This is a genomic window from Aeromonas sp. FDAARGOS 1417 (assembly GCF_019046985.1).
Lineage (GTDB): Bacteria > Pseudomonadota > Gammaproteobacteria > Enterobacterales > Aeromonadaceae > Aeromonas > Aeromonas veronii.
The window spans coordinates 1,992,755-2,013,562 of sequence record NZ_CP077221.1 but is presented as its reverse complement, the minus strand read 5'-3'; the positions used below and the strand labels follow the sequence as shown (position 1 = coordinate 2,013,562).

Annotated in this window: 19 protein-coding genes and 1 riboswitch; of the genes, 15 read left to right on the top strand and 4 right to left on the bottom strand. The window is 59.0% G+C overall.

Annotation, left to right across the window (positions count from 1 at the left end; all coding sequences use genetic code 11):
- Positions 1–200 precede the first annotated feature (200 nt).
- Positions 201–283: riboswitch (cyclic di-GMP riboswitch) on the top strand.
- A 149-nt stretch (positions 284–432) separates the two neighbouring features.
- On the top strand, positions 433–3,429 hold the full coding sequence (locus I6L47_RS09060; protein WP_216949334.1) for a glycosyl hydrolase family 18 protein: 2,997 nt from the start codon (positions 433–435) through the stop codon (positions 3,427–3,429).
- 139 nt (positions 3,430–3,568) lie between these two features.
- Positions 3,569–4,513, top strand: coding sequence for a chemotaxis protein CheV (locus tag I6L47_RS09055; RefSeq protein ID WP_005335238.1), 945 nt, complete (start codon positions 3,569–3,571; stop codon positions 4,511–4,513).
- A gap of 182 nt (positions 4,514–4,695) precedes the next feature.
- On the opposite strand, the gene I6L47_RS09050 is transcribed toward I6L47_RS09055, so the two are convergent.
- A complete protein-coding gene (locus tag I6L47_RS09050; RefSeq protein ID WP_106842862.1) occupies positions 4,696–5,307 on the bottom strand; it encodes an arylesterase in 612 nt (203 codons plus the stop codon).
- Positions 5,308–5,363: 56 nt separating this feature from the next.
- Between I6L47_RS09050 and I6L47_RS09045 the strand changes: the two genes are divergently transcribed.
- On the top strand, positions 5,364–6,059 hold the full coding sequence (locus I6L47_RS09045) for an ABC transporter ATP-binding protein (RefSeq protein ID WP_098970368.1): 696 nt from the start codon (positions 5,364–5,366) through the stop codon (positions 6,057–6,059).
- A 36-nt stretch (positions 6,060–6,095) separates the two neighbouring features.
- Complete coding sequence (locus tag I6L47_RS09040; RefSeq protein WP_216949138.1) at positions 6,096–8,543, top strand: ABC transporter permease; 2,448 nt, start codon at positions 6,096–6,098, stop codon at positions 8,541–8,543.
- A gap of 126 nt (positions 8,544–8,669) precedes the next feature.
- On the opposite strand, the gene I6L47_RS09035 is transcribed toward I6L47_RS09040, so the two are convergent.
- Complete coding sequence (locus I6L47_RS09035) at positions 8,670–9,575, bottom strand: TIGR01777 family oxidoreductase (RefSeq protein ID WP_216949137.1); 906 nt, start codon at positions 9,573–9,575, stop codon at positions 8,670–8,672.
- Positions 9,576–9,827: 252 nt separating this feature from the next.
- Between I6L47_RS09035 and I6L47_RS09030 the strand changes: the two genes are divergently transcribed.
- A complete protein-coding gene (locus I6L47_RS09030) occupies positions 9,828–11,357 on the top strand; it encodes a cyclic diguanylate phosphodiesterase (protein ID WP_216949136.1) in 1,530 nt (509 codons plus the stop codon).
- A 74-nt stretch (positions 11,358–11,431) separates the two neighbouring features.
- On the opposite strand, the gene I6L47_RS09025 is transcribed toward I6L47_RS09030, so the two are convergent.
- The gene (locus I6L47_RS09025) at positions 11,432–12,613 is read right to left on the bottom strand and encodes a PLP-dependent aminotransferase family protein (RefSeq protein ID WP_216949135.1); all 1,182 of its coding nucleotides are present in this window, start codon (positions 12,611–12,613) and stop codon (positions 11,432–11,434) included.
- Between the two features lie 349 nt (positions 12,614–12,962).
- On the opposite strand from I6L47_RS09025, the gene trmB reads away from it, so the two are divergent.
- The 6 genes from trmB (at position 12,963) to I6L47_RS08995 (ending at position 17,407) form a co-directional block, all read left to right on the top strand.
- Entirely contained in the window at positions 12,963–13,676 is a 714-nt protein-coding gene (gene trmB / locus I6L47_RS09020; protein WP_005335228.1) for a tRNA (guanosine(46)-N7)-methyltransferase TrmB, read from the top strand.
- Between the two features lie 48 nt (positions 13,677–13,724).
- Positions 13,725–14,057: a YggL family protein gene (locus tag I6L47_RS09015; protein ID WP_005348158.1), complete on the top strand. Its 333-nt coding sequence runs from the start codon at positions 13,725–13,727 to the stop codon at positions 14,055–14,057.
- 122 nt (positions 14,058–14,179) lie between these two features.
- Positions 14,180–15,100 (top strand): glutaminase B, encoded by a 921-nt coding sequence (gene glsB / locus I6L47_RS09010; RefSeq protein WP_139740965.1) that lies wholly within the window; start codon positions 14,180–14,182, stop codon positions 15,098–15,100.
- 29 nt (positions 15,101–15,129) lie between these two features.
- Positions 15,130–16,425: a sulfurtransferase gene (locus I6L47_RS09005; protein WP_139733444.1), complete on the top strand. Its 1,296-nt coding sequence runs from the start codon at positions 15,130–15,132 to the stop codon at positions 16,423–16,425.
- A 203-nt stretch (positions 16,426–16,628) separates the two neighbouring features.
- Entirely contained in the window at positions 16,629–16,838 is a 210-nt protein-coding gene (locus tag I6L47_RS09000; RefSeq protein ID WP_005335219.1) for a YgdI/YgdR family lipoprotein, read from the top strand.
- 167 nt (positions 16,839–17,005) lie between these two features.
- On the top strand, positions 17,006–17,407 hold the full coding sequence (locus I6L47_RS08995) for a DUF2541 family protein (RefSeq protein ID WP_005335217.1): 402 nt from the start codon (positions 17,006–17,008) through the stop codon (positions 17,405–17,407).
- An 83-nt stretch (positions 17,408–17,490) separates the two neighbouring features.
- On the opposite strand, the gene mog is transcribed toward I6L47_RS08995, so the two are convergent.
- A complete protein-coding gene (mog, locus tag I6L47_RS08990) occupies positions 17,491–18,021 on the bottom strand; it encodes a molybdopterin adenylyltransferase (RefSeq protein WP_005354170.1) in 531 nt (176 codons plus the stop codon).
- A 393-nt stretch (positions 18,022–18,414) separates the two neighbouring features.
- Here mog and I6L47_RS08985 point away from each other — a divergent pair, with 393 nt between their 5' ends.
- The 4 genes from I6L47_RS08985 to folA all read left to right on the top strand — a co-directional run bounded on the left by I6L47_RS08985 (position 18,415) and on the right by folA (position 20,757).
- Positions 18,415–18,750, top strand: coding sequence for a DUF3135 domain-containing protein (locus I6L47_RS08985; RefSeq protein WP_021229719.1), 336 nt, complete (start codon positions 18,415–18,417; stop codon positions 18,748–18,750).
- A 235-nt stretch (positions 18,751–18,985) separates the two neighbouring features.
- A complete protein-coding gene (locus I6L47_RS08980) occupies positions 18,986–19,783 on the top strand; it encodes a threonine/serine exporter family protein (RefSeq protein ID WP_005348133.1) in 798 nt (265 codons plus the stop codon).
- Complete coding sequence (locus I6L47_RS08975; protein WP_026035076.1) at positions 19,780–20,247, top strand: threonine/serine exporter family protein; 468 nt, start codon at positions 19,780–19,782, stop codon at positions 20,245–20,247. Before I6L47_RS08980 ends, I6L47_RS08975 begins: the two co-directional genes overlap by 4 nt.
- 18 nt (positions 20,248–20,265) lie before the next feature.
- Positions 20,266–20,757 carry a type 3 dihydrofolate reductase gene (gene folA, locus I6L47_RS08970; RefSeq protein WP_216949134.1) on the top strand — a complete coding sequence of 164 codons (492 nt, stop codon included), beginning with the start codon at positions 20,266–20,268 and terminating at the stop codon, positions 20,755–20,757.
- Positions 20,758–20,808: the final 51 nt, after the last annotated feature.

The window sequence follows — 20,808 nt, the reverse complement described above, 5'->3', positions numbered from 1 at the left end:
GAGCCAACGCACATTAAATGAATCTGGGAAGGTGCGGGAAAGCGTTTTTATGATCCCAGTAACGATATGATTTTTTTGATAATTCAATCAATTTTAACCCTGTGATCATGACGCTTTCGTGGCAGGGGATAATTCTCTTTGAGAATAAAGATTGAGGGGATCTTGTCGTCTTCCTATACTGGGTTCGTTCCTCACGGAACCCAGGTAAAGGGCAAACCGGCAGTGATGTCGGGGCGCAATGCTTCCGGTCTCGATCGTGGATCCAGATAGCGGGGTTTCCCTGGGTGAGGGGTGGTTTGTGTGGCAGGTCCATTGTCAGTTGTCTGCGCCCATCATGCAGGTTGCGATTGTTCTTTGCCTTGGTGACCAATGCCAAGACAAAACAAGGAAGATAACAATATGCAACAGCTCTTCAGACCCAGCAGGCTTGCCATGCTGGTCGCCCTTGCGGCTGCGCCCGCCTGGGCTCAGGCCGCTTATCCCGCCTATAAATCCGGTACTGCCTACAAGGCTGGCGATATCGTCAGCAACGTCGGTGCCCTCTACGAGTGCAAAGAATTTCCCTATTCAGGCTGGTGCGGGGCATCCCCCTATCACTATGAGCCGGGTGTCGGGGTGGTCTGGGCAGATGCCTGGAAGCCCTATGGTGGCGAGGTGCCTCCTCCTGCACTCGGCGTAGCCATCAGCTCACCGGCTGCCGGTTCCAGCTTCAACGAAGGTACCAGCGTGGCGCTGGCGGTGAGCCTGAGCGGCCCGGTAACGGCCTTGGCCCGGGTGGAATATCTTGTCGACGGCAAGCTGGTCGCCACGGCGAGCGCCTCGCCCTGGAGTGCCAGCTGGAGCGCCGCCGGAGTGGGGGCCCATACCCTCAAGGCACGGGCGCTGGATAAAGATGGCAAGGTGCTGAGCGAAGCGGATTCGAGCTTCAACGTCGCCGCCGTGGTGGCGCCAGAGGCGCCCAAGGCGAGCATCAGCAGCCCGGCCAATGGCGCCAAGGTGACCCTGGGTCGCAGTGTGGCGGTGAGCGGCAACGTCACAGATGCCAACAACGATGTGGCCAAAGTCGAGCTCTATGTCGACGGCAAGAAGGTGGGCGAAGATACCACTGTCCCCTGGCAGGTGAACTGGACGCCGGATGTCAAAGGCAGTGCCGCCCTCAAGCTGTTGGCCACTGACAAGACCAATCTGAGCGGCGAGTCGGCGGCGGTGACCGTCAATGTCGAGGAGGCCGCGCTGCCGCCCACCGGTGGCAACCTCTCTTGTGACATTCGCCAGATCTATCGCCCGGATGGTTACGAGTGCATGGGGGATGACCATGCCCGCCGGGTCATCGGCTACTTCACCTCCTGGCGCACCGGCAAGAACGGCTTGCCCGCCTATCTGGTGAGCGATATTCCATGGAACAAGATCACCCACATCAACTACGCCTTCGCGGCGGTGGATGAGCAGAGCCACACCATCAAGGTGGACGATGCAGCCACCAAGATGACCTGGGATGGCGTGCCGGGTGCCGAGATGGATCCTGAATTCGCCTACAAGGGCCACTTCAACCTGCTGTCGAAGTACAAGAAGCAGTATCCGGACGTGAAGACCCTCATCTCGGTCGGGGGTTGGGCCGATACCCGCGGCTTCTACACTGCCACCACCAAGGGCGACTGCTCGGTCAATACTGCCGGCATCAACACCCTGGCTGACTCGGCGGTGACTTTTATCCGCCAGTACGGCTTTGATGGGGTCGATATCGACTACGAATACCCCACCTCGATGAAGGATGCGGGCAATCCCAACGATTTCCCGCTCTCCAACCAGTGCCGGGCCAAGCTGTTTGCCAATTACGAGGTGCTGATGAAGACCTTGCGGGCGCGGCTCGACAACGCCGGTAACGAAGATGGCCGCAAGTATATGCTGACCATCGCCTCACCGGCTTCTGCCTATCTGCTGCGCGGGATGGAGAACTTCCAGGTCACCCAGTACCTCGATTACGTCAACCTGATGACCTATGACTTCCACGGTGCCTGGAACCACTTTGTCGGTCACAACGCTGCCCTGTTCGACAACAATGCCGACCCCGAGCTCTCCCATTGGGGCGTCTATACCCAGACCCAGTTTGGCGGTATCGGTTACCTCAACGCGGCCTGGTCTGCCCACTACTTCCGCGGTGCGCTGGCGGCTGGCAAGATCAACGTTGGCGTGCCCTATTACACCCGCGGTTGGCAGGGGGTGAGCGGTGGCAGTCACGGGCTGGGTGGCAAGGCAGCCCTGCCGAGCCAGAACGAGTGCCAGCCGGGCACAGGTGGCAGCACTATTCCGTGCGGCAACGGGGCGGCCGGCATCGACAACATCTGGCATGATCTCGACAAGAACGGCAAAGAGATCGGCGGTGGCGCCGTGCCCATGTGGCATGCCAAGAACCTGGAGCATGCAGCCAGCCTCGGCATCACCACGCTGCCGAGCTATGGCACTGCCTGGGGTCTGGATCCCAACAATCCGGCTCACGTGATGCAGGGCAAGTATGTGCGTTACTACGATGACAAGGCCCACGCGCCCTGGCTGTGGAATGAAGAGAAGAAGGTGTTCCTCTCAACCGAAGATGAAGAGTCCATGGGCCACAAGCTGGACTACATCATCAAGCGCGGCCTGGGTGGCGTGATGTTCTGGGAGATGGCGGGTGACTACGCCTTCGATCCGGCCAAGAACGAGTACGGCATGGGCAGCACCCTGACCACCCTGGCTTACGAGAAGTTTGCCAAGGCAACTCCGTACAACACCAAGCAAAACGATCTGGCCGCGCCGAGCGCCCAGCTCGACATCCAGGTCAGCCTCTCCGGCTTCAAGGAAGGGGACTCCAACTACCCGATCAACCCGAAACTCAAGCTGGTCAACAAGTCGACCCAGACCATTCCGGGCGGCGCGCGCATCGAGTTTCTGGTGCCCACCTCCACCTCTGATACCATCACGGATCAGAGTGGCATGGGCCTGAAAGTGGTGGAGAGCGGTGGCAACGACAACTCGGAAGGTATTGCCAATGAGAAGGATTTCCACAAGGTCGCCATGAACCTGCCGGGCTGGCAGACTCTGGCGCCAGGGGCCGAGATTGAAGTCGCCATGACTTACTACCTGCCCGCCGCTGGCGTGCCGAGCGGTATGCGCATCACCAGTGGCAGCCAGACCATTGGTCTCAAGGCAGAGTTCCCGACCCTGCCGGAGGCCGTGCTGGGTTCGGGTGGCGGCGAGAATCCGGGCACCAGCTGCAGCAGCCAGAACGTCAATCCGGCGGCCTACAAGGCCTATCCGAGCTGGCCGCAGGGGGATCATGCCAATGGCGGCGATCGCATTACCCATAACAAGGTGGTGTGGCAAGCAAACTGGTGGACCAGCAGCGAGCCCAAGGCAACCGATGGCAGCTGGAAGTCTGTCTGTAGCTATTGATTTTAAAATCAATGAGATAAGTGAGGCTTCGGCCTCACTTTTTTTGTCTGGTTGGTCGCTCTGGTTGAAAATGCGCCTGCCTTTCCTGGCGGGCAGCCTCTATAATAGAGTCGATTAATAATCAGATGGATATCAGCGTATGGCGAGTATATTGGATTCCGTTGATCAACGAACTCAACTGGTGGGTGAAAACCGCCTCGAGTTGTTGATGTTTCGTCTCGGCACCCGTCAGATGTTCGCCATCAACGTCTTCAAGGTACGGGAAGTGGTCAAGTTGCCCCATCTGAGCAAGATGCCGGGCTCCCATCACAATATCAGCGGGGTGGCCAATATCCGCGGTACCTCGATCCCGGTGATCAACCTGCGCAGCGCCATCGGTATGCGCCCCATGCCCATCGACAGTGAATCCAACCTCATCATCACTGAGTACAACCGTACCATTCAGGGCTTTCTGGTGGGGCAGGTGGCCAACATCGTCAACATGACTTGGAAGGATATCCTGCCGCCACCGCGCTCTGCCGGGCGTGCCAACTACCTCACCGCCATCACCCGCATTCCCGAAGATGGAGTGGATCAGATCGTCGAGATCATCGATGTGGAGAAGGTGTTGGCGGAGATCATCACCTATGACATCCGCATCTCCGAAGAGGTGCTGGATCGGGAGATCCTGCCCGAGATGCATGGCCGCAAAGTGCTGATCGTCGATGACTCCAGCACCGCCCGCAATCTGGTACGCGAGACCCTGGGCCAGCTTGGGCTTGAGGTGATCGAGTGCCAAGATGGTTTGCAGGCGCTGACCCTGCTCAAGGGGTGGTGCGATGCTGGCAAGAAGGTGACCGACGAGATCCTGCTGATGATCACCGATGCCGAAATGCCGGAGATGGATGGCTACCGCCTGACCCACGAGGTGCGCAGCGATCCGCGCATGTCCGATCTCTTTATCACCCTCAACACCTCCCTGAGCGGCAACTTCAACGAAGCCATGGTCAAGAAGGTGGGGTGCGACCGCTTTATCTCCAAATTCCAGCCCGACTTGCTGGTGGGGGTGGCCCAGGAGCGGCTGCGCCAGGTGCTGGAAAGCTGAGACGCTGCCTGCCGGTTATGCTAAATCAATAACAACACATCCCGCTTCGGCGGGATGTGTTGTTATTGGGTATTGGCGATGGATTGGGTGAATCAAGGTGCCACGCAGAGATCGTCGAACATTCAAAACATCCGATTTTGGCGGGATATTTTGTTATGGGATATTGGTGGTAGACGGCGGGCTTATTGGCTGAGCAGCGGCTCCATAAAGCGGGCGACTTTATCGCGGATTTGGGGCTGGGCCGCCGGGGTGGGATGAATACCATCGTTCATCATAAGTTCAGGGCGCAGCGCAATATCATCCATAAAGAAGGGCAGCAGGGGCAGATCGTTAGCCTGGGCCAACTCGGGAAAGATCTGTTCGAACTGGCGCAGATAGCGGGCACCGTAGTTGCGGGGCAGCTGGATTTGGGTCAACACCACACGGGTCTGCTGCTCCTTGGCGAGCGCGATCATGCTGGCCAGATTTTGGCGGGTAATGGTCGGTGCGAAGCCGCGCAGGCCATCGTTGCCCCCCAGTTCGATCAGCAGCCAGTCCGGCTTGTGCTCCTTCAGCAGAGCGGGCAGACGGGCCAGCGCCCCCTGGGTCGTTTCACCGCTGATGCTGGCATTGAGCAGGGTGTGTTTGCCCCCTTCCTCCTGCCATTTCTGGTTGAGCAGGGCGGGCCAGCTCTGCTCAACCTGCATCTGATAGCCGGCGCTCAGGCTATCTCCCAGTACCAGCAGGGTCTGGGCCTGAGCCGACGAGAGCAGGCTGCCGAGGCCAACGAACAAGACAAACAGAATACGCACCATCAATTCAACTCCCGCTATGGATTGTCATCGAGGGATTGGAACAAAGGATACAGAGCATGAGTTCAACCCCCATTATTGTCGTCAAGGGCCTCGGCAAATCGGTTCGCCTCGGCCAGGAAAGCCTCACCATCCTTGAAGGGATCGATCTGCAAGTCAATAGTGGCGAGACGGTGGCTCTGGTCGGTGCCTCCGGCTCCGGCAAGTCCACCCTGCTGGGATTGCTGGCCGGGCTCGATCTGCCGAGTCAGGGGGATATCGAAATCCTCGGCAAATCCCTTGGCGAGCTGGATGAGGAGGGGCGGGCCCGATTGCGCGCCGAGCAGATCGGCTTTGTGTTCCAGTCGTTCCTGCTGCTCCCGACCATGACGGCGCTGGAGAATGTGATGCTGCCCGCCGAGCTGCGCGGCGAGCGCGATTGCGAACCAAGAGCCCGCGAACTGCTGGCAGCGGTCGGGCTTGGCGAGCGGTTGCACCATCTGCCGCCACGGCTCTCCGGCGGTGAGCAGCAGCGGGTGGCCATCGCTCGTGCCTTTATGACCCGCCCCAGTCTGCTGCTGGCGGACGAGCCGACCGGCAACCTCGACAGCAAGACCGGCGAGAAGGTTATCGAGCTGCTGTTTGAACTCAATCGCAAGCACGGCACCACGCTAGTGGTCGTGACTCATGACCATCAGCTGGCCGAACGCTGCCAGCGGCAAGTGGTCATGACGGCGGGCAGACTGGATCGCGAGGTGGCCCATGGTGTGGTGTAACGGGGTGAGCTGTGGGTCAAGCGGGAGATGCAAGGGATGATGCAGTGGCGATTGGGATGGCGACTGCTGCGCCGGGAAGGTTTCAGCGGCGAGCTGCGCTGGTTTGTGCTGGCGCTGGCCCTGAGCGTGGCGTGTGTCTTGAGTGTGGCATTGGTGGCGGATCGGCTCGATGCCGGACTCAAGGCATCGGGCCGCGACTTTATCGGGGCGGATCGGGTGCTGCGTACTGCCGCCGCCCTGCCAGATGGTTGGCTGGAACGAGCGAAACAGGATGGCTTGGCGGTGCAGACCACCGTCAGCTTCAACAGCATGCTGTTTCACGGTGATGCGCTGCAGCTTGCCTCCATTCGGGCCGTGCCCGATGGTTTTCCCTTCTATGGCAAACTCACTCTGGAACCTGCCCGCGCCCCGGCTCCCGGCGAGATCTGGCTCTCCGCCCGGGTGATGCAGCTGCTCAAGGCCAAAACGGGGGATGAGCTGGAGGTAGGCAATACGGTGCTCAAGGTGGCAGGCCTGCTTGGCGAGGAGCCGGATCAGGGCTTCAGCCCCTTCCTGCTGGCGCCGCGGGCGCTGATCCACAGTGCCGATATCGAGGCGACCGGCGCCCTGCTCCCCGGCAGCCGCCAGCAGTGGCGCTATCTGTTCAAGGGGCCGCGGGAATCGCTGGCCCGTTACGAGCAATGGCTGCTGCCGCAATTGCAGGCCGGACAGAAGTGGATCAAACCGGATGACAGCGAATCCCAAGTGGGCCGCTCGTTGGCCAATGCCGAACGTTTCTTCCGGCTCGCCTCGCTAAGCGGGGTGTTGCTGGGGGCGTTGGCGATGGGGATTGCGGTGCGCCACTTTGCCGAGCGCCAGACCAATATGGTGGCGCTGCTCAAGACCCTGGGGGCATCTCGTCGCTCGCTCTGGCAACTGATGGGAACCCTGCTGCTGTCGCTGACGCTGATTGGTGCGTTGCTGGGTCTGGTGGCGGGCACAGCCATGCAGTGGATCACCTTGCAACTGCTGGGGGACCTGCTGCCGCCGGATCTGCCGCCCCCCTCCTGGCGCCCCTTTGCGCTGGGGGTGGCGGTGGCGCTCTTTATCACCCTGCTGCTCGCTTTTGTGCCCTTCTTGCGGCTGCTGAAAGTGCCGCCGCTGCGGGTATTGCGCCGGGAGCTGGAGGCGGGTATTCCCGCCTGGCTGGCCCTGCCGGTCGGCCTGCTCGGGCTGTTTGCGCTGGTCTGGGGCTTTACCGCCGATGTACGGCTGGCGCTGGGTCTGGTGGGTGGCATGGGCTTGCTGATGGGTCTGCTGGCCCTGCTGGCGGCCCTGATGTTGCGGCTGGGGACGAAAGTGAGCGGGCCTCATGCCTTGCGGCTGGCGCTGGCCCACCTGTCGCGCGAGCGCAGCAGTGGCCTGTTTCAGCTGGCGGGCTTTGCGTTGGCGCTGATGCTGTTTGGCTTGCTCTGGGCGGCCCGGGTCGATCTGCTGGATGAGTTTTCGGCACGTCTCCCCGTCGATGCGCCCAACCGTTTTCTGGTCAATGTGGCCGAGAACGAGCGGGAGGGGATCCTGAGCGAGCTGGCGGCAGCCGGGGCCACCACCTCCGACTTCTACCCCATGGTGCGCGGCAGGCTGACCCATATCGCCGGTGAGGCGGTGGGCGAGGGGGCCAGCAGTGGCCGCGAGGGGGTCGATCGGGAGCTCAACTTCACTACCACCGCAACTCTGCCAATCGACAACAAGCTGGTGGCCGGGAAGTGGCTTGCCGGACCCGGCGAGGTGTCGGTGGATAGCGAACTGGCCAAGCGGCTCGATATCAAGCTGGGGGACATGCTCGCCTTTACCATCGAGGGGCGCAGCTTTGGCGCCAGGGTCACCAGTCTGCGCAGCATCAAGTGGGACAATATGCGTCCCAACTTCTACATGATCTTCTCCGAGGATCTGCTGGCACCCTTCTCCCGAACCTGGCTTGGCAGCTACCGGCTGCCCGAGGCGGGGCGCACTGCCGAGGTGGAGTTGATCCGCCGCCACCCCACGGTGAGTCTTATCGATGTGGATGACCTGATTGCGCGGCTCACTCAGGTATCGGAGCAGGTGAGCCGGGCGCTGGCGCTGATGCTGGGGCTGGTGACAGTGGCCGCGCTGCTGGTGCTGCTGACCCAGACCCAGGCCAGCATGGCTCAGCGTCGGCGCGAGCTGCTGCTGATGCGCACTCTGGGTGCCAGCAGCGATCTGCTCAGGAAGATGCTGCGCTGGGAGCTGGTGGCCAGTGGTGCGCTGGCGGGGTTCTGTGCCGCCATGGTGGTGGAGCTCTGCTCTTTTGGCCTTCAGTGGTGGTGGTTCGAGGGGCAGTGGCAGTTCCACTGGGCCATCTGGCTCGGCCTGCCGACGCTGGGGGCGCTGCTGGTGACGCTGGCGGGGCAGGGGATGCAGCGCCAGCTGCTGGCTGGCACCCTGAGCGATCGGTTGCGGGGGCTGGGTCAGGGACTGTTGTAATCCTGCCAGCGCGAGCCGATGCTACTGAGTGCAATAGCGCAGCCACAATAAACAAGCAGCCCGGCCATTGACCGGGCTGCTTGCTATGTGGGGCGCTGACGAGCGGATGCAGCGAGCGGATGTGAGTTAGCGGGGCTCACGCAGAAGATTGGTGAGGGCGCTCGGCAGATCGGGATAGCTGAAGTGAAAACCGGCCTGTTGCAGCCTTGTTGGTATCACCTTTTGTCCGGTCAGCAGCAGATCGGCCGCCTCCCCCATCACCAGTTGCAACAGCGGCGCCGGGACGAAGAAGAGGTGTGGACGGTGCAGCGTGGTGGCAAGGGTTTGGCTGAACTCCCGGTTGCTGACCGGATGGGGCGCAGTGCCGTTGAAGATGCCGCTGCACTCTTCGTGATCCAGCAAGAACAGCATGGCGCGCACCAGATCCTGCACATGGATCCAGCTCATCATCTGGCTGCCCGATCCCATGGGGCCGCCGAGTCCGAGTCGGTAGGGGGGGAGCATTTTGGGCAGGGCGCCCCCATCCATGCCAAGCACCAGCCCGATCCGCACGATACAGACCCGGGTTTGGCGGCTCTGGGCCTCCTGCGCCAGGGTTTCCCACTGCTGGCAGAGCTGGTGGGTAAACTCGTCGTTGGGAGAGCGGCACTGCTCATCGAGGGTTTCGGTGCCCTGTCTGCCATACCAGCCGATGGCGGAGGCGTTGATCAGCACCTTGGGCGGCGTGCTGGATAGCTTGATGAGATCCACCAGCTGCTCGGTCAACAGCCAGCGGCTATCGCAGAGCAGCTGTTTGCGCGACTCGCTCCAGCGTCCGGCGGCGATGGGTTCACCGGCCAGATTGATCACCGCGTCCACGTCATTGAGGTCATCGAGCCGGTCGAGGTTATCCAATACCTTGATATCGTGACCCAGCAGGGAGTAAGCGCGGCTCCCCTGCCTGCTCAAGACCACGACCTCGTGATTGACCTTGAGATGGGCAACCAGCTTGCGGCCGATAAAGCCGGTTCCTCCGGTAATAAGAATCTTCATCGCTGCATGCTCCTGCTGCCGTTTGCTCAACTTTAATGGTGTGGCTTCCCTTCAACAAGTGAGACGTGCTTCGGGAGTTTTCTGTTTGACGTTTGTTAACTCTATCCTCTTCTTACGACATATTGTTGAACAATAGTTTGAATTGATTGATTTTTGTTGGGTGGACATTTGTTGATCAATCGCTATTATGGCGCCCCTTTTCGCCTGTCCACCGAGGCTGTCACCCATTATCCGAGCATCAAAGAGGCCGCCATGCCATTTCGTCGTTTGAAACTTCGTCAGCTTTACTCGAGGATTCTGCTGGCGCTGCTGATGGGGGGCGGGATCCTGCTGCTGGGGGTTATTGCCGTTATCTGGCAGACCGTGACGGAGATAGAGCGTGATGCCGATTCACGGTTGCAGCATGCCCGGATGATGTTTGATCGCACCATCGGCCATGCCCGGCAAGCGGCCATTAATGTGAAGGGGATGCTTGGTCACTCCTGCAAGGAGGCGGCACAACTGCTGCGCGAACAGGTGGCTACAGTGCCCGATGTCCGTTCCGCCAATCTGGCTGTCGGCAGCCACATCTACTGCACCTCGCTCTATGGTGACTACGATGGCCCCTTCACTCTGAACAACTATGTGGATGGCAGGTTGCAACTGCTGCCTGGCAATGAGGTCACACCGGATCGCCCCTTGATCGTGCTGCGTCATGAAACGGACAAGGGGAGTGTGCTGATCGGTGTAGATGGCTACTACCTGCGCAATACCCTGGAGATCTCCAGCAAGAACTCCCCGATGGCTCTCGTGGTGGGGCAGAGGGCTCTGTTTGGCTCAGGTCAGGTCGGGGCGGCGCCCTCTCCGACAGAAGAGGGTTATATTGCCCTCGCTTCGGCTGATTTCCCCTATCAGGTCGTCACCCGGGTCACGGTGCATGACTACTGGAGCCACGCATGGCGATACTCCAGATATACCTTGATCCTCTCTCCGTTGCTGGCGCTGCTGATTGGATTCGGCACCTTCAGGCTGATGGGGCGTAGTAGCTCACCAGCGGAAGAGCTCAAGCGGGCGTTGATTGAGGAGGAGTTTATCCCCTATCTGCAGCCGGTGGTCTCCGGTGAGGATGAGCAGTGGCGTGGCTGTGAGGTGCTGATGCGCTGGCAGCATCCCAAGCAGGGGATGATCTCGCCGGATCGCTTTATTCCGCTGGCGGAAGATAGTGGGCTGATCGTGCCCATGACCAGCTTGTTGATGGCTCAGGTGCGTGACCACTTCTCCCCTTATACCCGCAAGCTGCCGGCAAAGTTCCATTTTTGTTTCAATATCAGCGCCAAGCACTTTCAGGACCTTGACCTGTTGGCTGACTGCAAGGCCTTTCTCGACGCGTTTAAGGACAATCCCGTTGATTTGGGGCTGGAGCTGACTGAGCGTGAACTGCTGGTGGCTGATGAAACAACCGCTCAGATGTTTGCCGAGTTGCGCAAACTGGGCGTGTTGATCTCTATCGATGATTTTGGCACCGGTCACTCCAGTCTCACCTATCTGCAACAGTTTCAGGTCGATGCACTCAAGATTGATCGGAGCTTTGTGGAGATGATCGGCACGGATGCACTCTCCAGCCATATCGTTGAAAACGTGATTGATCTGGCGAAGCGACTTGAATTGATCCTGATCGCGGAGGGGGTCGAGAAGCAGTCGCAGGCGGACTACCTGCGGGCGCGCCACGTTGACTATCTGCAAGGGTATCGTTACAGCCGCCCCATCCCGATGAAGCAGTTTTGCAAGACCCTGTTTGGCTGAACGGTTGAATGGGGAGCATAAAAAAACCAGCGATCGCTCGCTGGTTTTTTGTTGGTACGGTTTGGCTTGGGCGATCAGAGCATGCGCTGGAGGGCGCGAGCCAAGCGTTTGACCCCCTCCTCGATGGTCGCTTCATCGACGCAGGAGAAGCTCAGGCGCAGGGTGTTCTTGATCTCGGGGCGCACGTAGAAGGGGGCCCCGGGTACGAAGGCCACCTTCTCCTTGATCGCCTCGTCAAACAGCGCCATGGCACTGATGTGGGCTGGCAGAGTCAGCCAGAGGAACATGCCCCCTTCCGGTCGGGTGTAGCTGACACCGGGCGGGCAGTGACGGGCCAGCGCGGCCTCCATGGCGGCACGCTGGCGACCATAGACCTCCTTGATCTTCTCCAAGTGAGCGTCGAGGGAGTTGTCGGTCAGGAAGCGGTGCAGCACCTGCTGGCTGAAGGCGTTGCTGTGCAGATCGGTCGCCTGCTTGGCGATGGTCACCTTCTTGCGCAGCCAGTCCGGCATTACCATCCAGCCCAGCCGGAAGGCGGGCACCACGGTCTTGGAGAATGAGCCGAGCAGCACGGTATTGTTTGGCGCCAGCTTGGCAATGGGGGGCAGATGCTCGCCCTCGAAGCGCAGCTCGCCGTAGGGATCATCTTCCACCATCAACAGCTCGTGGCGCACCAGTCGCTCGGCCAGTGCCTCGCGGTTGGCACGGCTGTAGGAGACACCGCTCGGGTTCTGGAAGTTGGGCACGCCGTAGAGCAGCTTGGCATTGGACCCGTTGGCCAGCAGCGCATCCAGCGCCGCCAGATCCAGCCCGGCTTCGCCGAGAGTAATCGGCTTGAAGGTGGGCTGGTAGACAGAAAAGGCCTGAATAGCGCCAAGGTAACCCGGCTCTTCGATGATGAGATCCTGACCCTCGTCGATCAGCACCTTGCCCAGCAGATCAAGCGCCTGCTGGGAGCCGCTGGTGATGAGGATGTTGTCCGGATTGATCTGCATGCCGTGGCGGGCCAGATAGCGGTCGGCAATATACTGGCGCAGCGGGGCGAAGCCCTCGGTCGCCGCATATTGCAGGGCCGCAGCCCCCTGTTCGCGCAGCACATCCTGACAGGCCTGATCGATCGCCTTGACCGGAAACAGGTGGGGATTGGGCAGGCCACCGGCGAAGGAGATGATCTCCGGATTGGCGGCAACTTTGAGGATTTCACGGATAAAGGAAGGTTCAACCTTCTCGAAGCGCTGGGCAAAAAACGGCTGCATAGACAATTCTCTCGGCATGTGAGCGGTCGCTCCATTCGACCGCCAGGTTATCCGTTTGTATCAGATTTCAGAAATGAGGCAATGATTGTCACAAAAATCGCCAAAAAAGGGCTGGAACGACTCTACTGCGGATTATATTGGACGGTTAGTCGGTATGGTGATGCCAGTGAGGGAGGAGGGAAGTGGATGGCCGGAATATTTGTTGCGCGAAACACTTGCGCCTTGGGCCTATCTTGGGATAATTCGCTCCCCTGTTTTCGCGGGTCGATGAAATGCCGAGCCGCGAGCGGTCCCGCTCGGGATCGAACACAAGATGTATTACCCGGATTGATGAAATAACGAGACCATTATGCCTGTGACCCAAGATGTATTTAACGAAGACGGCAAGTTCATGCGCAAGATCCGCAGCTTTGTCCGTCGCGAAGGCCGCCTGACCAAAGGGCAGGAGAAGGCCCTGGAAGAGCTCTGGCCGGTCATGGGCATCGATTTCGAGCCAAAGCAGCTCGATCTGGTCGCACTGTTTGGCCGTGAAGCACCTGTGGTGCTGGAGATCGGCTTTGGCATGGGCGCCTCTCTGGTTGAGATGGCCAAGAATGCCCCCGAGAAGAACTTCATCGGCATTGAAGTACACTCCCCGGGCGTGGGTGCCTGTCTGGGTACCGCTCAGGAAGCGGGCGTCACCAATCTGAAGGTGATCTGCCACGATGCGGTCGAGGTGCTGGAGCACATGATCCCGAACGGTTCACTCTCCTGCCTGCAGCTCTTCTTCCCGGATCCCTGGCACAAGAGCCGTCACCACAAGCGCCGCATCGTACAGCCTGCGTTTGCCCAGGATATTCGCCAGAAGCTGGCCATTGGTGGCGTGTTCCACATGGCTACCGACTGGGAAAACTATGCCGAGCACATGCTGGAAGTGATGAGCGCCGCCGAGGGTTACGAGAACACCTCTGCCACCGGCAACTGGGTGCCTCGTCCGGACTGGCGTCCGCTGACCAAATTTGAACAACGCGGCCACCGTCTGGGCCACGGGGTTTGGGATCTGATTTTCAAGCGTGTCAGCTAAGCTGGCACGTCAACACACCTAGCGTATCAACTAACTTGAGGAGCTATCATGGCCAATCGTAGCCGCCGCCTGCGCAAGAAACTGCGCGTCGATGAATTCCAGGAAATGGGTTTCGACATCAGTTTCAACTTCCCGGTCGGCACTGCCGAAGAGACCATCGATGCGGTAGTCGATGCGATGATCGATGAGGTTGTTGAACCCCGTAAACTGGCTTTTGCCGGCTCCGGTCACCTGGCCTGGGAAGGGATGATCTGCACCCAGCAACTGGGCAAATGTACCGAAGAAGACCGCGCAGCCGTCAAATCCTGGCTGGAAGGCAAGGGGATGGAAGCCGTGGTCGTTACCGAGCTGTTCGACCTCTGGTACGGTGAACCGGCCTGATACAAGGCTGCCGCATCTGGCGCCTTGTTGTGGGTAACTGAAAAATCCCGCCGCTGGCGGGATTTTTGTCAGTGGGGATGGGATCTCCACCGCTGTTTTAGTCATGGAATCGCTTATTGCTTATGGTGTTGTCATCCGAATTACTGGCCAGCATCCTTGAAGAGGTGCGCCCGTTGCTGGGACAAGGCAAGGTGGCCGACTACATTCCGGCACTGGCTCAGGTGCCTGCCGATCGGCTTGGTATCGCAGTCTGTACCGTCGAGGGGGAGCTGTTCACCGCCGGTGACGCTTTTGAACCCTTCTCCATCCAGAGTATCTCCAAGGCCCTGAGCCTGACCCTGGCACTCACCCTCTATCAGGAGGAGGAGATCTGGGCCCGTGTTGGCAAGGAGCCCTCCGGCCAGCCCTTCAACTCGCTGGTTCAGCTCGAGTTCGAGCAGGGGATCCCCCGCAACCCCTTTATCAATGCCGGAGCGCTGGTGGTGAGCGACCTGCTGGAGACCCGCCTCACTGCGCCGCGTCAGCGTACCCTCGAGCTGGTGCGCCGTCTTTCCGGCAATCCGGCCATCATGGCGGATCAGGTGGTCGCCCGCTCCGAATATCAGCACTCTGCCCGCAACGCCGCCATCGCCTATCTGATGAAGGCCTATGGCAACTTCGAAAACGAAGTGGACAAGGTGCTGCAAAGCTACTTCAATGCCTGTGCCATCCGCATGAGCTGCGTCGATCTGGCGCGGGCATTCATCTATCTGGCCAACCGTGGTGTGCCACTGGGCGAGAGCGTATCGCTGCTGCCCGCCCGCACCACCAAACAGGTCAACGCCCTGCTCGCCACCTGCGGTCTCTATGATGAGGCGGGCGATTTTGCCTATCGGGTCGGCATGCCGGGCAAATCGGGGGTCGGCGGCGGTATCATCGCCCTGATCCCGGGCGAGCTCTGCGTCTGTGTCTGGTCGCCCGAGCTCAACAAAGCCGGCAACTCGCTGGCGGGCACGGCGGCGCTGGAGCTGCTGGCCGAGCGGCTGGGTCGCTCCATTTTTTAACCTTGTTCACTATGAATCGAGAAATCACCATGAAACGACATCTTCGCTTCCTGCAGGCCGCGCTGGCGACCTTACTGCTCTGGTGTGCCCTGCCCGCCGTGGCAGGGGAGTTGCCACCGCTCTCGTTGGCCGATGCCAAGGCCAAACAGGCTGTCATCCTGGATACCCGCGCCAGCTACTTCTATCAGGGGTGGCCGATGGAAGGGGAGAAGCAGGGCGGCCATGTGGCGGGTGCCGAGAACCTCTCTGCCGAGTGGAAATACAGCGATGAAGAGTGGCCAAAGGCGCTCGAGATCAAGGGGCTGAAAGCCGATCGTCCGGTTGCCCTCTACGGTGCGTCCCGCGAAGTGGCCGAGGTGGCCCGTCTGCTGCGCAAGCAGGGGATCAAGCAGCTGTTCGAGCTGCAAGGGTGGCAAGCCGCACCGCGCGAGTCGCTGGCACGCTGGCAGCAGTTGGTCTATCCGCGCTGGTTGGCGGATCTGCAAGAGGGCAAGCCGGTTGCGGCGGCGCCCAAGGGAGACTGGAAGCTGTTTGAAGTGGATTGGGGTTCACCCAAGGCCTACCTCATCAGCCACATCCCGGGGGCCGGCTATATCGATACCAACAGCCTCGAAGAGGAGCCGCTGTGGAACAAGGTCTCTGACGAAGCGCTCAAGAAGCTGCTGCTGGATAACGGCATCCGTCACGACACCACCGTCATCCTCTATGGTCGAAACACCATGGCGGCTGCCCGTGCCGCGCACCTGATGATGTATGCGGGGGTGAAAGATGTACGCCTGCTGGACGGTGGTCTGGATGCCTGGTTTATCCAGCATCTGCGCACCGAAACCGGTCTGCCCAACAAATATGAGCCGGTTAAGGAGTTTGGTGTGGCCATTCCCGCTCACCCCGAGTACTACACCACGTTAAGTCAGGCAAAAGAGCTGCTCAAGCAGCCCGATAGCGCACTGGTCAGCGTGCGTACCTGGGACGAGTTTGTCGGCAACACCTCAGGTTACAGCTACATCAAGCCGAAGGGCGATATCCCGGGGGCCAAGTGGGGTCACGGCGGGGTGGATGCCAACAGCATGAGCGATTTCCACAACCCGGACGGCACCATGAAGCCGGCCCGCGAGATCCTCGCCATGTGGGACCAGTGGAACATCGAGCCAACTCAGCAGGCTGCGTTCTACTGCGGTACCGGCTGGCGCGCTTCCGAGGCCTTCTTCTACGCCTGGCTGATGGACTGGAAACAGATCAGCGTCTACGACGGCGGTTGGTACGAGTGGAGTTCCGATCCCAAGAACCCGACCGTGACCGGTGAGCGTCAGCCTGCCAAGTCCTGATTACGTGCTTGCGCTTGAAAGAAGAGGCCGGACAGAGATGTCCGGCCTTTTTCATTGCGCTCGCCACCCGGCCAGATAACTAGGCTAAGTCGCTGATTATTGACGGCGATCCCGCTTTGCTCATCGCACCATCCCGTGCCGTGCGATTGAACTAGGCTTCAAGAAACATCCTCGTGGTGAGGATGATCGCAGAAGAGGCCGCAATGAAAAAACTGATGATGATCCTGGTGTGCGCCCTGGGGCTGGTGGCATGCAGCTCCCAATACATCATGAGCACCAAGGATGGCAAGATGATCACCACAGAGAGCAAACCCAAGCTGGACGAGAGCACCGGCATGTATCGCTATTACGATCATGAAGGGCGCGAGGTCATGATCAAGAAAGATGACGTGACCCAAATCATGGAGCGCTAAGCGCTCTCTTGCCGCAAGGGCCGCTATCTGCGGCTCTTATCTTTTTGCCGAAAAGTCGCGCTGTTTTCTCTGTCGATCCCCGCACATTCGCAGCAAATTCAGCCGTGATACAGCTTCCGTTATGGTTTAACCCTTATCATCACACTCCATTTTTTATTGGAGGTGTTATGTCCTTGATGTCTATCTGGAATTCCCGTTTTTCTGCACGCAGCTTGCTGGGTGGTGCCTTGCTGGTGGTGGCGTCAGCCAGCCATGCCGGTGACGATCAGTTCACGCTGGGGCGGACTATTTTGCTGGGAGCCGGTGATCATGGTGCGACAATACCTTTGGTGGTTTGCCGTCAGACCAAATATATCAAGGTGAAGGCGGAGCGTGATTTGACCCTGGATCGGGTGGTGGTGACCTATGGTGGTGATCGTACCAAGACCATTCGTTTCGATCGGGAAATGAGCAGTGATAAAGAGACCGAGTGGAAATCACTGGGCTCGCGCCGTTGTGTGAAAAAAATCGAAGTGTACGGTAATTCAGAGCGCAGCAAAGCGGGCGTAAAAGTATTCGGCCGCAAATAATTGATGCGGTTTTTCTGCGCAGACAGATGAGTTAAAAATAATGGCGAGCCTTGGCTCGCCATTATTTTTTATGGTCGGGTTCGCTATTTTTTCGGCCGAAACGGCTTGATGACAGTTTCATCGCACTCGAGATACGGCCCTTCCATCAAATCGATACAGTAGGGGATGGCGGGGAAGACAGCATCCAGACATTCGCGGATTGATTTGGGCTTGCCTGGCAGATTGACGATCAGGGTATCGTCGCGCAGCCCGGCAGTCTGGCGCGATAGAATGGCAGTCGGCACAAATTTGAGGGATTCGGCCCGCATCAGCTCGCCAAAGCCCGGCATCATGCGATCACACACCGCCTCGGTCGCTTCCGGCGTGACATCCCGCTTGGCCGGACCGGTGCCGCCTGTGGTGACGATGAGACAGCACTGCTCCTCATCCGCCAGCCGGATCAGGGTCGCTTCAATCTGATCCTGCTCATCGGGGATCACCTGATAGACAGGTTCCCACTCCGAGGTCAGATAGGCGTTCAGGGTGTCGATGATGGCCTTGCCGGAGAGGTCTTCATAGATGCCCGCGCTGGCGCGATCGCTGACGGTGACGATACCGATTTTTGCCTTGCTCATGGTCTGCTCTTGAATGTCCGATAAAAGTGGCAATTAAAATAACATAATCAGTGAGATATGTTAAACCGTCAGGAGATGACGCGGGTCGGTGAGGGAAGAATAAAGTGTCGAATGAAGCAAAATAAGGCCACCCGGATTTTTATTTGCAATAAAAAACAGAAAATCACAACCTAAAATGTATAAGTGTTTTATCTCGCATGAATTAAAAACAATCGCTTGTTTCCAAACACAATTAAAATAGATAGACACCCTCGTAGTGACCATTGTCCGGTTTAGTCGCCAGTGGATGGATTGAACCCTTTTTAGCCGCGTCGTATATAAAGATTTATATGGCTGGGACGTGATGGTGTGGTACCGCAGTGTGTTGCCAGCAATAGTCGCCAAGGAGGGCATATGGAGTTGCCTGATTTTGACACCCTGAAGGAGTTGGCTGCGAGTGAGCCCTCCCGGCTGGATGCGATTCTGGAGCAGCAGATCGACCAGTTGATGGCCCGTGCGAGCCCCGATCAGCAGCGCCGTCTGCGCGGGTTGCAGTTCAAGATTGATGGTCAGCGCCGTCTGGCGAAAAACAATCTTGATAGCTGTATCCGGATTACCAACATGATGCGGGAATCTTTTTATTTGATGCGCAGCGAAATGAGCCAGTTCAGAGAAGAGGGGGACCCTCCGCCTGAAAGCGATGGCAGTGGTAAAATAATCCATCTGGCGGACTATCGACGTCGCAAATAATCTGCAATAACCCCCTTGGTTGATATTTCAGCCAAATCGGTGAAGCCATAATAAAGGGAATTGCTGGCGACCTGATTGTTATGGTTTTTAATGTTAGTCGTAATGTATTTGTGATGTAACCTCTTTTCTCCTTCTTGTAATAACTAATTAGTCAGGTTGTGATAGGGGTGGATGAATAACAGTAAAAGTTAGGCTAATATGGCCGAAATTTTTATTGCTACGACTCGAAGGGATTATGAGAAGTATCACACCAAGACGGGTGTTGTCGCGGGAGCAACAGACAGAGATCACCCGCATTATCGTCAAGGTGGGTCAGATGTTGGCCCAGTTCGGGGCGGAGAGCCGGATCATCGAGCAGACCACGGTGCGGCTGGGGATGGCGCTGGGGCTGGAGAGTGTCGAAATGGCCATCTCTTCCAGTGCCATCGTGCTCACCAGTCTCTATCAGGGGGGTTGCGTCACCACTACCCGGCGGGTGCGTGAACATGGCATCAATATGCAGGTGGTGTGCGAGATCCAGCGGATCTGCATCATGGCGGAAAAAGAGCTGATCGGTGCCCGTGAAGTGCGCCAGCGGCTCGAGGCCATCGTCCCCTTCCACTATCACCCTTGGCTAGTGGTCCCCATGGTGGGGCTCTCCTGTGGCGCCTTTAGCCTGCTGTTTGGCGGTGACTGGCCCATCTTCCTGGTGACCTGTTTCTCGTCTGCCGTGGCGATGCGGGTGCGCCAGCTGATGGCTCGCCATCACCATAGCCCGCTCATCAACTTTGCCGCCACCGGCTTTATCGCCACCTTGCTCTCCTCCAGCGCCACCTTCTTCAACTGGGGTGACCAGCCTTATCTCGCCATGGCGGCCAGCGTGCTGCTGCTGGTGCCGGGCTTTCCGCTGATCAATGCGGTCTCCGACATGGTGAAGGGCTACTTCAACATGGGCTTGGCCCGCTGGGGGACTGCGACCCTGCTGACCATCAGCGCCGCCATAGGTATCATTTTGGCCATGTCGGTCACCGGGATCTGGGGGTGGAAAGTATGATGGATTTGCTCTGGCTACTGGCCAAGGATGCCTTCTGGTCCTCCATTCCGGCGGTGGGGTTTGCCATGCTGTTCAACGTGCCGCCACGGATGCTGAAATATTGCGCCATGGGCGGCGCGCTGGCCCACAGCCTGCGTACCCTGCTGATCCACTATGGTATGCCCATCGAGTGGGCGACGTTGGCGGCGGCGACCACGGTCGGCTTTGTCTGCGTCTACTGGTCGCGCCGTCTGCTGGCGCCGCGTCCGGTGTTCAGCGTTGCTTCCATCATTCCGATGATCCCGGGCAGTTATGCGTTCAAGACCATGATTGCGGTGGTAGAGCTCAACATCAACGGCGTGACTATGGAGTTGATCCAGAGTGCGGTGGAGAACGGCCTCAAGGCGCTGTTTATCGTCGGTGCCCTCAGTTTCGGTTTGGCGATCCCCTCTCTGGTCGTGTACCGTAACCGCCCCATAATCTGACAGACGGTGAGAGGCCCCATGAAGATTTCCATGATTGCCGCCATGGCCCACGACAGGGTGATCGGCAAGGACAACCAGATGCCCTGGCATCTGCCTGCCGATCTGGCTCACTTCAAGCGTGTCACCCTCGGTAAACCGGTATTGATGGGGCGCAAAACCTTCGAATCCATTGGTCGGCCGCTACCCGGACGGCGCAATCTGGTGATCAGCCGCAATCCCGATTATCAGGCTGAGGGCATTGAGGTGGTGAGCTCCGTCGAGGCGGCGCTGGCGCTGTTGGCAGGCAGCTCGGTGGAGGAGTTGATGGTGATCGGTGGTGGTCATCTCTATGCCGAGATGTTGCCGAGCGCGGATTGTCTCTATCTGACGCAAATCGATCTGGAGGTGGAGGGGGATACCCGTTTCCCCGCTTTTGACGATGGCCACTGGCAACGCGTTGATTGCGAGAGCCACCCTGCCGATGAAAAGAACCCGCACCCTTATAGCTTCGAGACCTGGCAGCGCCGCTGACGGGCGAATGCTAATTTGCAAATAACAACAAGGGCATCTTCGGATGCCCTT

Excerpts from the sequence above, each read along its gene's own strand:
- I6L47_RS09015 (WP_005348158.1), top strand. The coding sequence starts at position 13,725 with ATGGCCAATCGTAGCCGCCGCCTGCGCAAGAAACTGCGCGTCGATGAA.
- I6L47_RS09045 (WP_098970368.1), top strand. The coding sequence starts at position 5,364 with ATGAGTTCAACCCCCATTATTGTCGTCAAGGGCCTCGGCAAATCGGTT.
- I6L47_RS08980 (WP_005348133.1), top strand. The coding sequence starts at position 18,986 with ATGAGAAGTATCACACCAAGACGGGTGTTGTCGCGGGAGCAACAGACA.
- I6L47_RS08975 (WP_026035076.1), top strand. The coding sequence starts at position 19,780 with ATGATGGATTTGCTCTGGCTACTGGCCAAGGATGCCTTCTGGTCCTCC.
- I6L47_RS09050 (WP_106842862.1), bottom strand. The coding sequence starts at position 5,307 with ATGGTGCGTATTCTGTTTGTCTTGTTCGTTGGCCTCGGCAGCCTGCTC.
- glsB (WP_139740965.1), top strand. The coding sequence starts at position 14,180 with ATGGTGTTGTCATCCGAATTACTGGCCAGCATCCTTGAAGAGGTGCGC.
- folA (WP_216949134.1), top strand. The coding sequence starts at position 20,266 with ATGAAGATTTCCATGATTGCCGCCATGGCCCACGACAGGGTGATCGGC.
- I6L47_RS08985 (WP_021229719.1), top strand. The coding sequence starts at position 18,415 with ATGGAGTTGCCTGATTTTGACACCCTGAAGGAGTTGGCTGCGAGTGAG.
- I6L47_RS09030 (WP_216949136.1), top strand. The coding sequence starts at position 9,828 with ATGCCATTTCGTCGTTTGAAACTTCGTCAGCTTTACTCGAGGATTCTG.
- I6L47_RS08995 (WP_005335217.1), top strand. The coding sequence starts at position 17,006 with ATGTCCTTGATGTCTATCTGGAATTCCCGTTTTTCTGCACGCAGCTTG.
- I6L47_RS09035 (WP_216949137.1), bottom strand. The coding sequence starts at position 9,575 with ATGAAGATTCTTATTACCGGAGGAACCGGCTTTATCGGCCGCAAGCTG.
- I6L47_RS09025 (WP_216949135.1), bottom strand. The coding sequence starts at position 12,613 with ATGCAGCCGTTTTTTGCCCAGCGCTTCGAGAAGGTTGAACCTTCCTTT.
- I6L47_RS09000 (WP_005335219.1), top strand. The coding sequence starts at position 16,629 with ATGAAAAAACTGATGATGATCCTGGTGTGCGCCCTGGGGCTGGTGGCA.
- I6L47_RS09060 (WP_216949334.1), top strand. The coding sequence starts at position 433 with ATGCTGGTCGCCCTTGCGGCTGCGCCCGCCTGGGCTCAGGCCGCTTAT.
- I6L47_RS09040 (WP_216949138.1), top strand. The coding sequence starts at position 6,096 with ATGATGCAGTGGCGATTGGGATGGCGACTGCTGCGCCGGGAAGGTTTC.
- trmB (WP_005335228.1), top strand. The coding sequence starts at position 12,963 with ATGCCTGTGACCCAAGATGTATTTAACGAAGACGGCAAGTTCATGCGC.
- I6L47_RS09005 (WP_139733444.1), top strand. The coding sequence starts at position 15,130 with ATGAAACGACATCTTCGCTTCCTGCAGGCCGCGCTGGCGACCTTACTG.
- I6L47_RS09055 (WP_005335238.1), top strand. The coding sequence starts at position 3,569 with ATGGCGAGTATATTGGATTCCGTTGATCAACGAACTCAACTGGTGGGT.
- mog (WP_005354170.1), bottom strand. The coding sequence starts at position 18,021 with ATGAGCAAGGCAAAAATCGGTATCGTCACCGTCAGCGATCGCGCCAGC.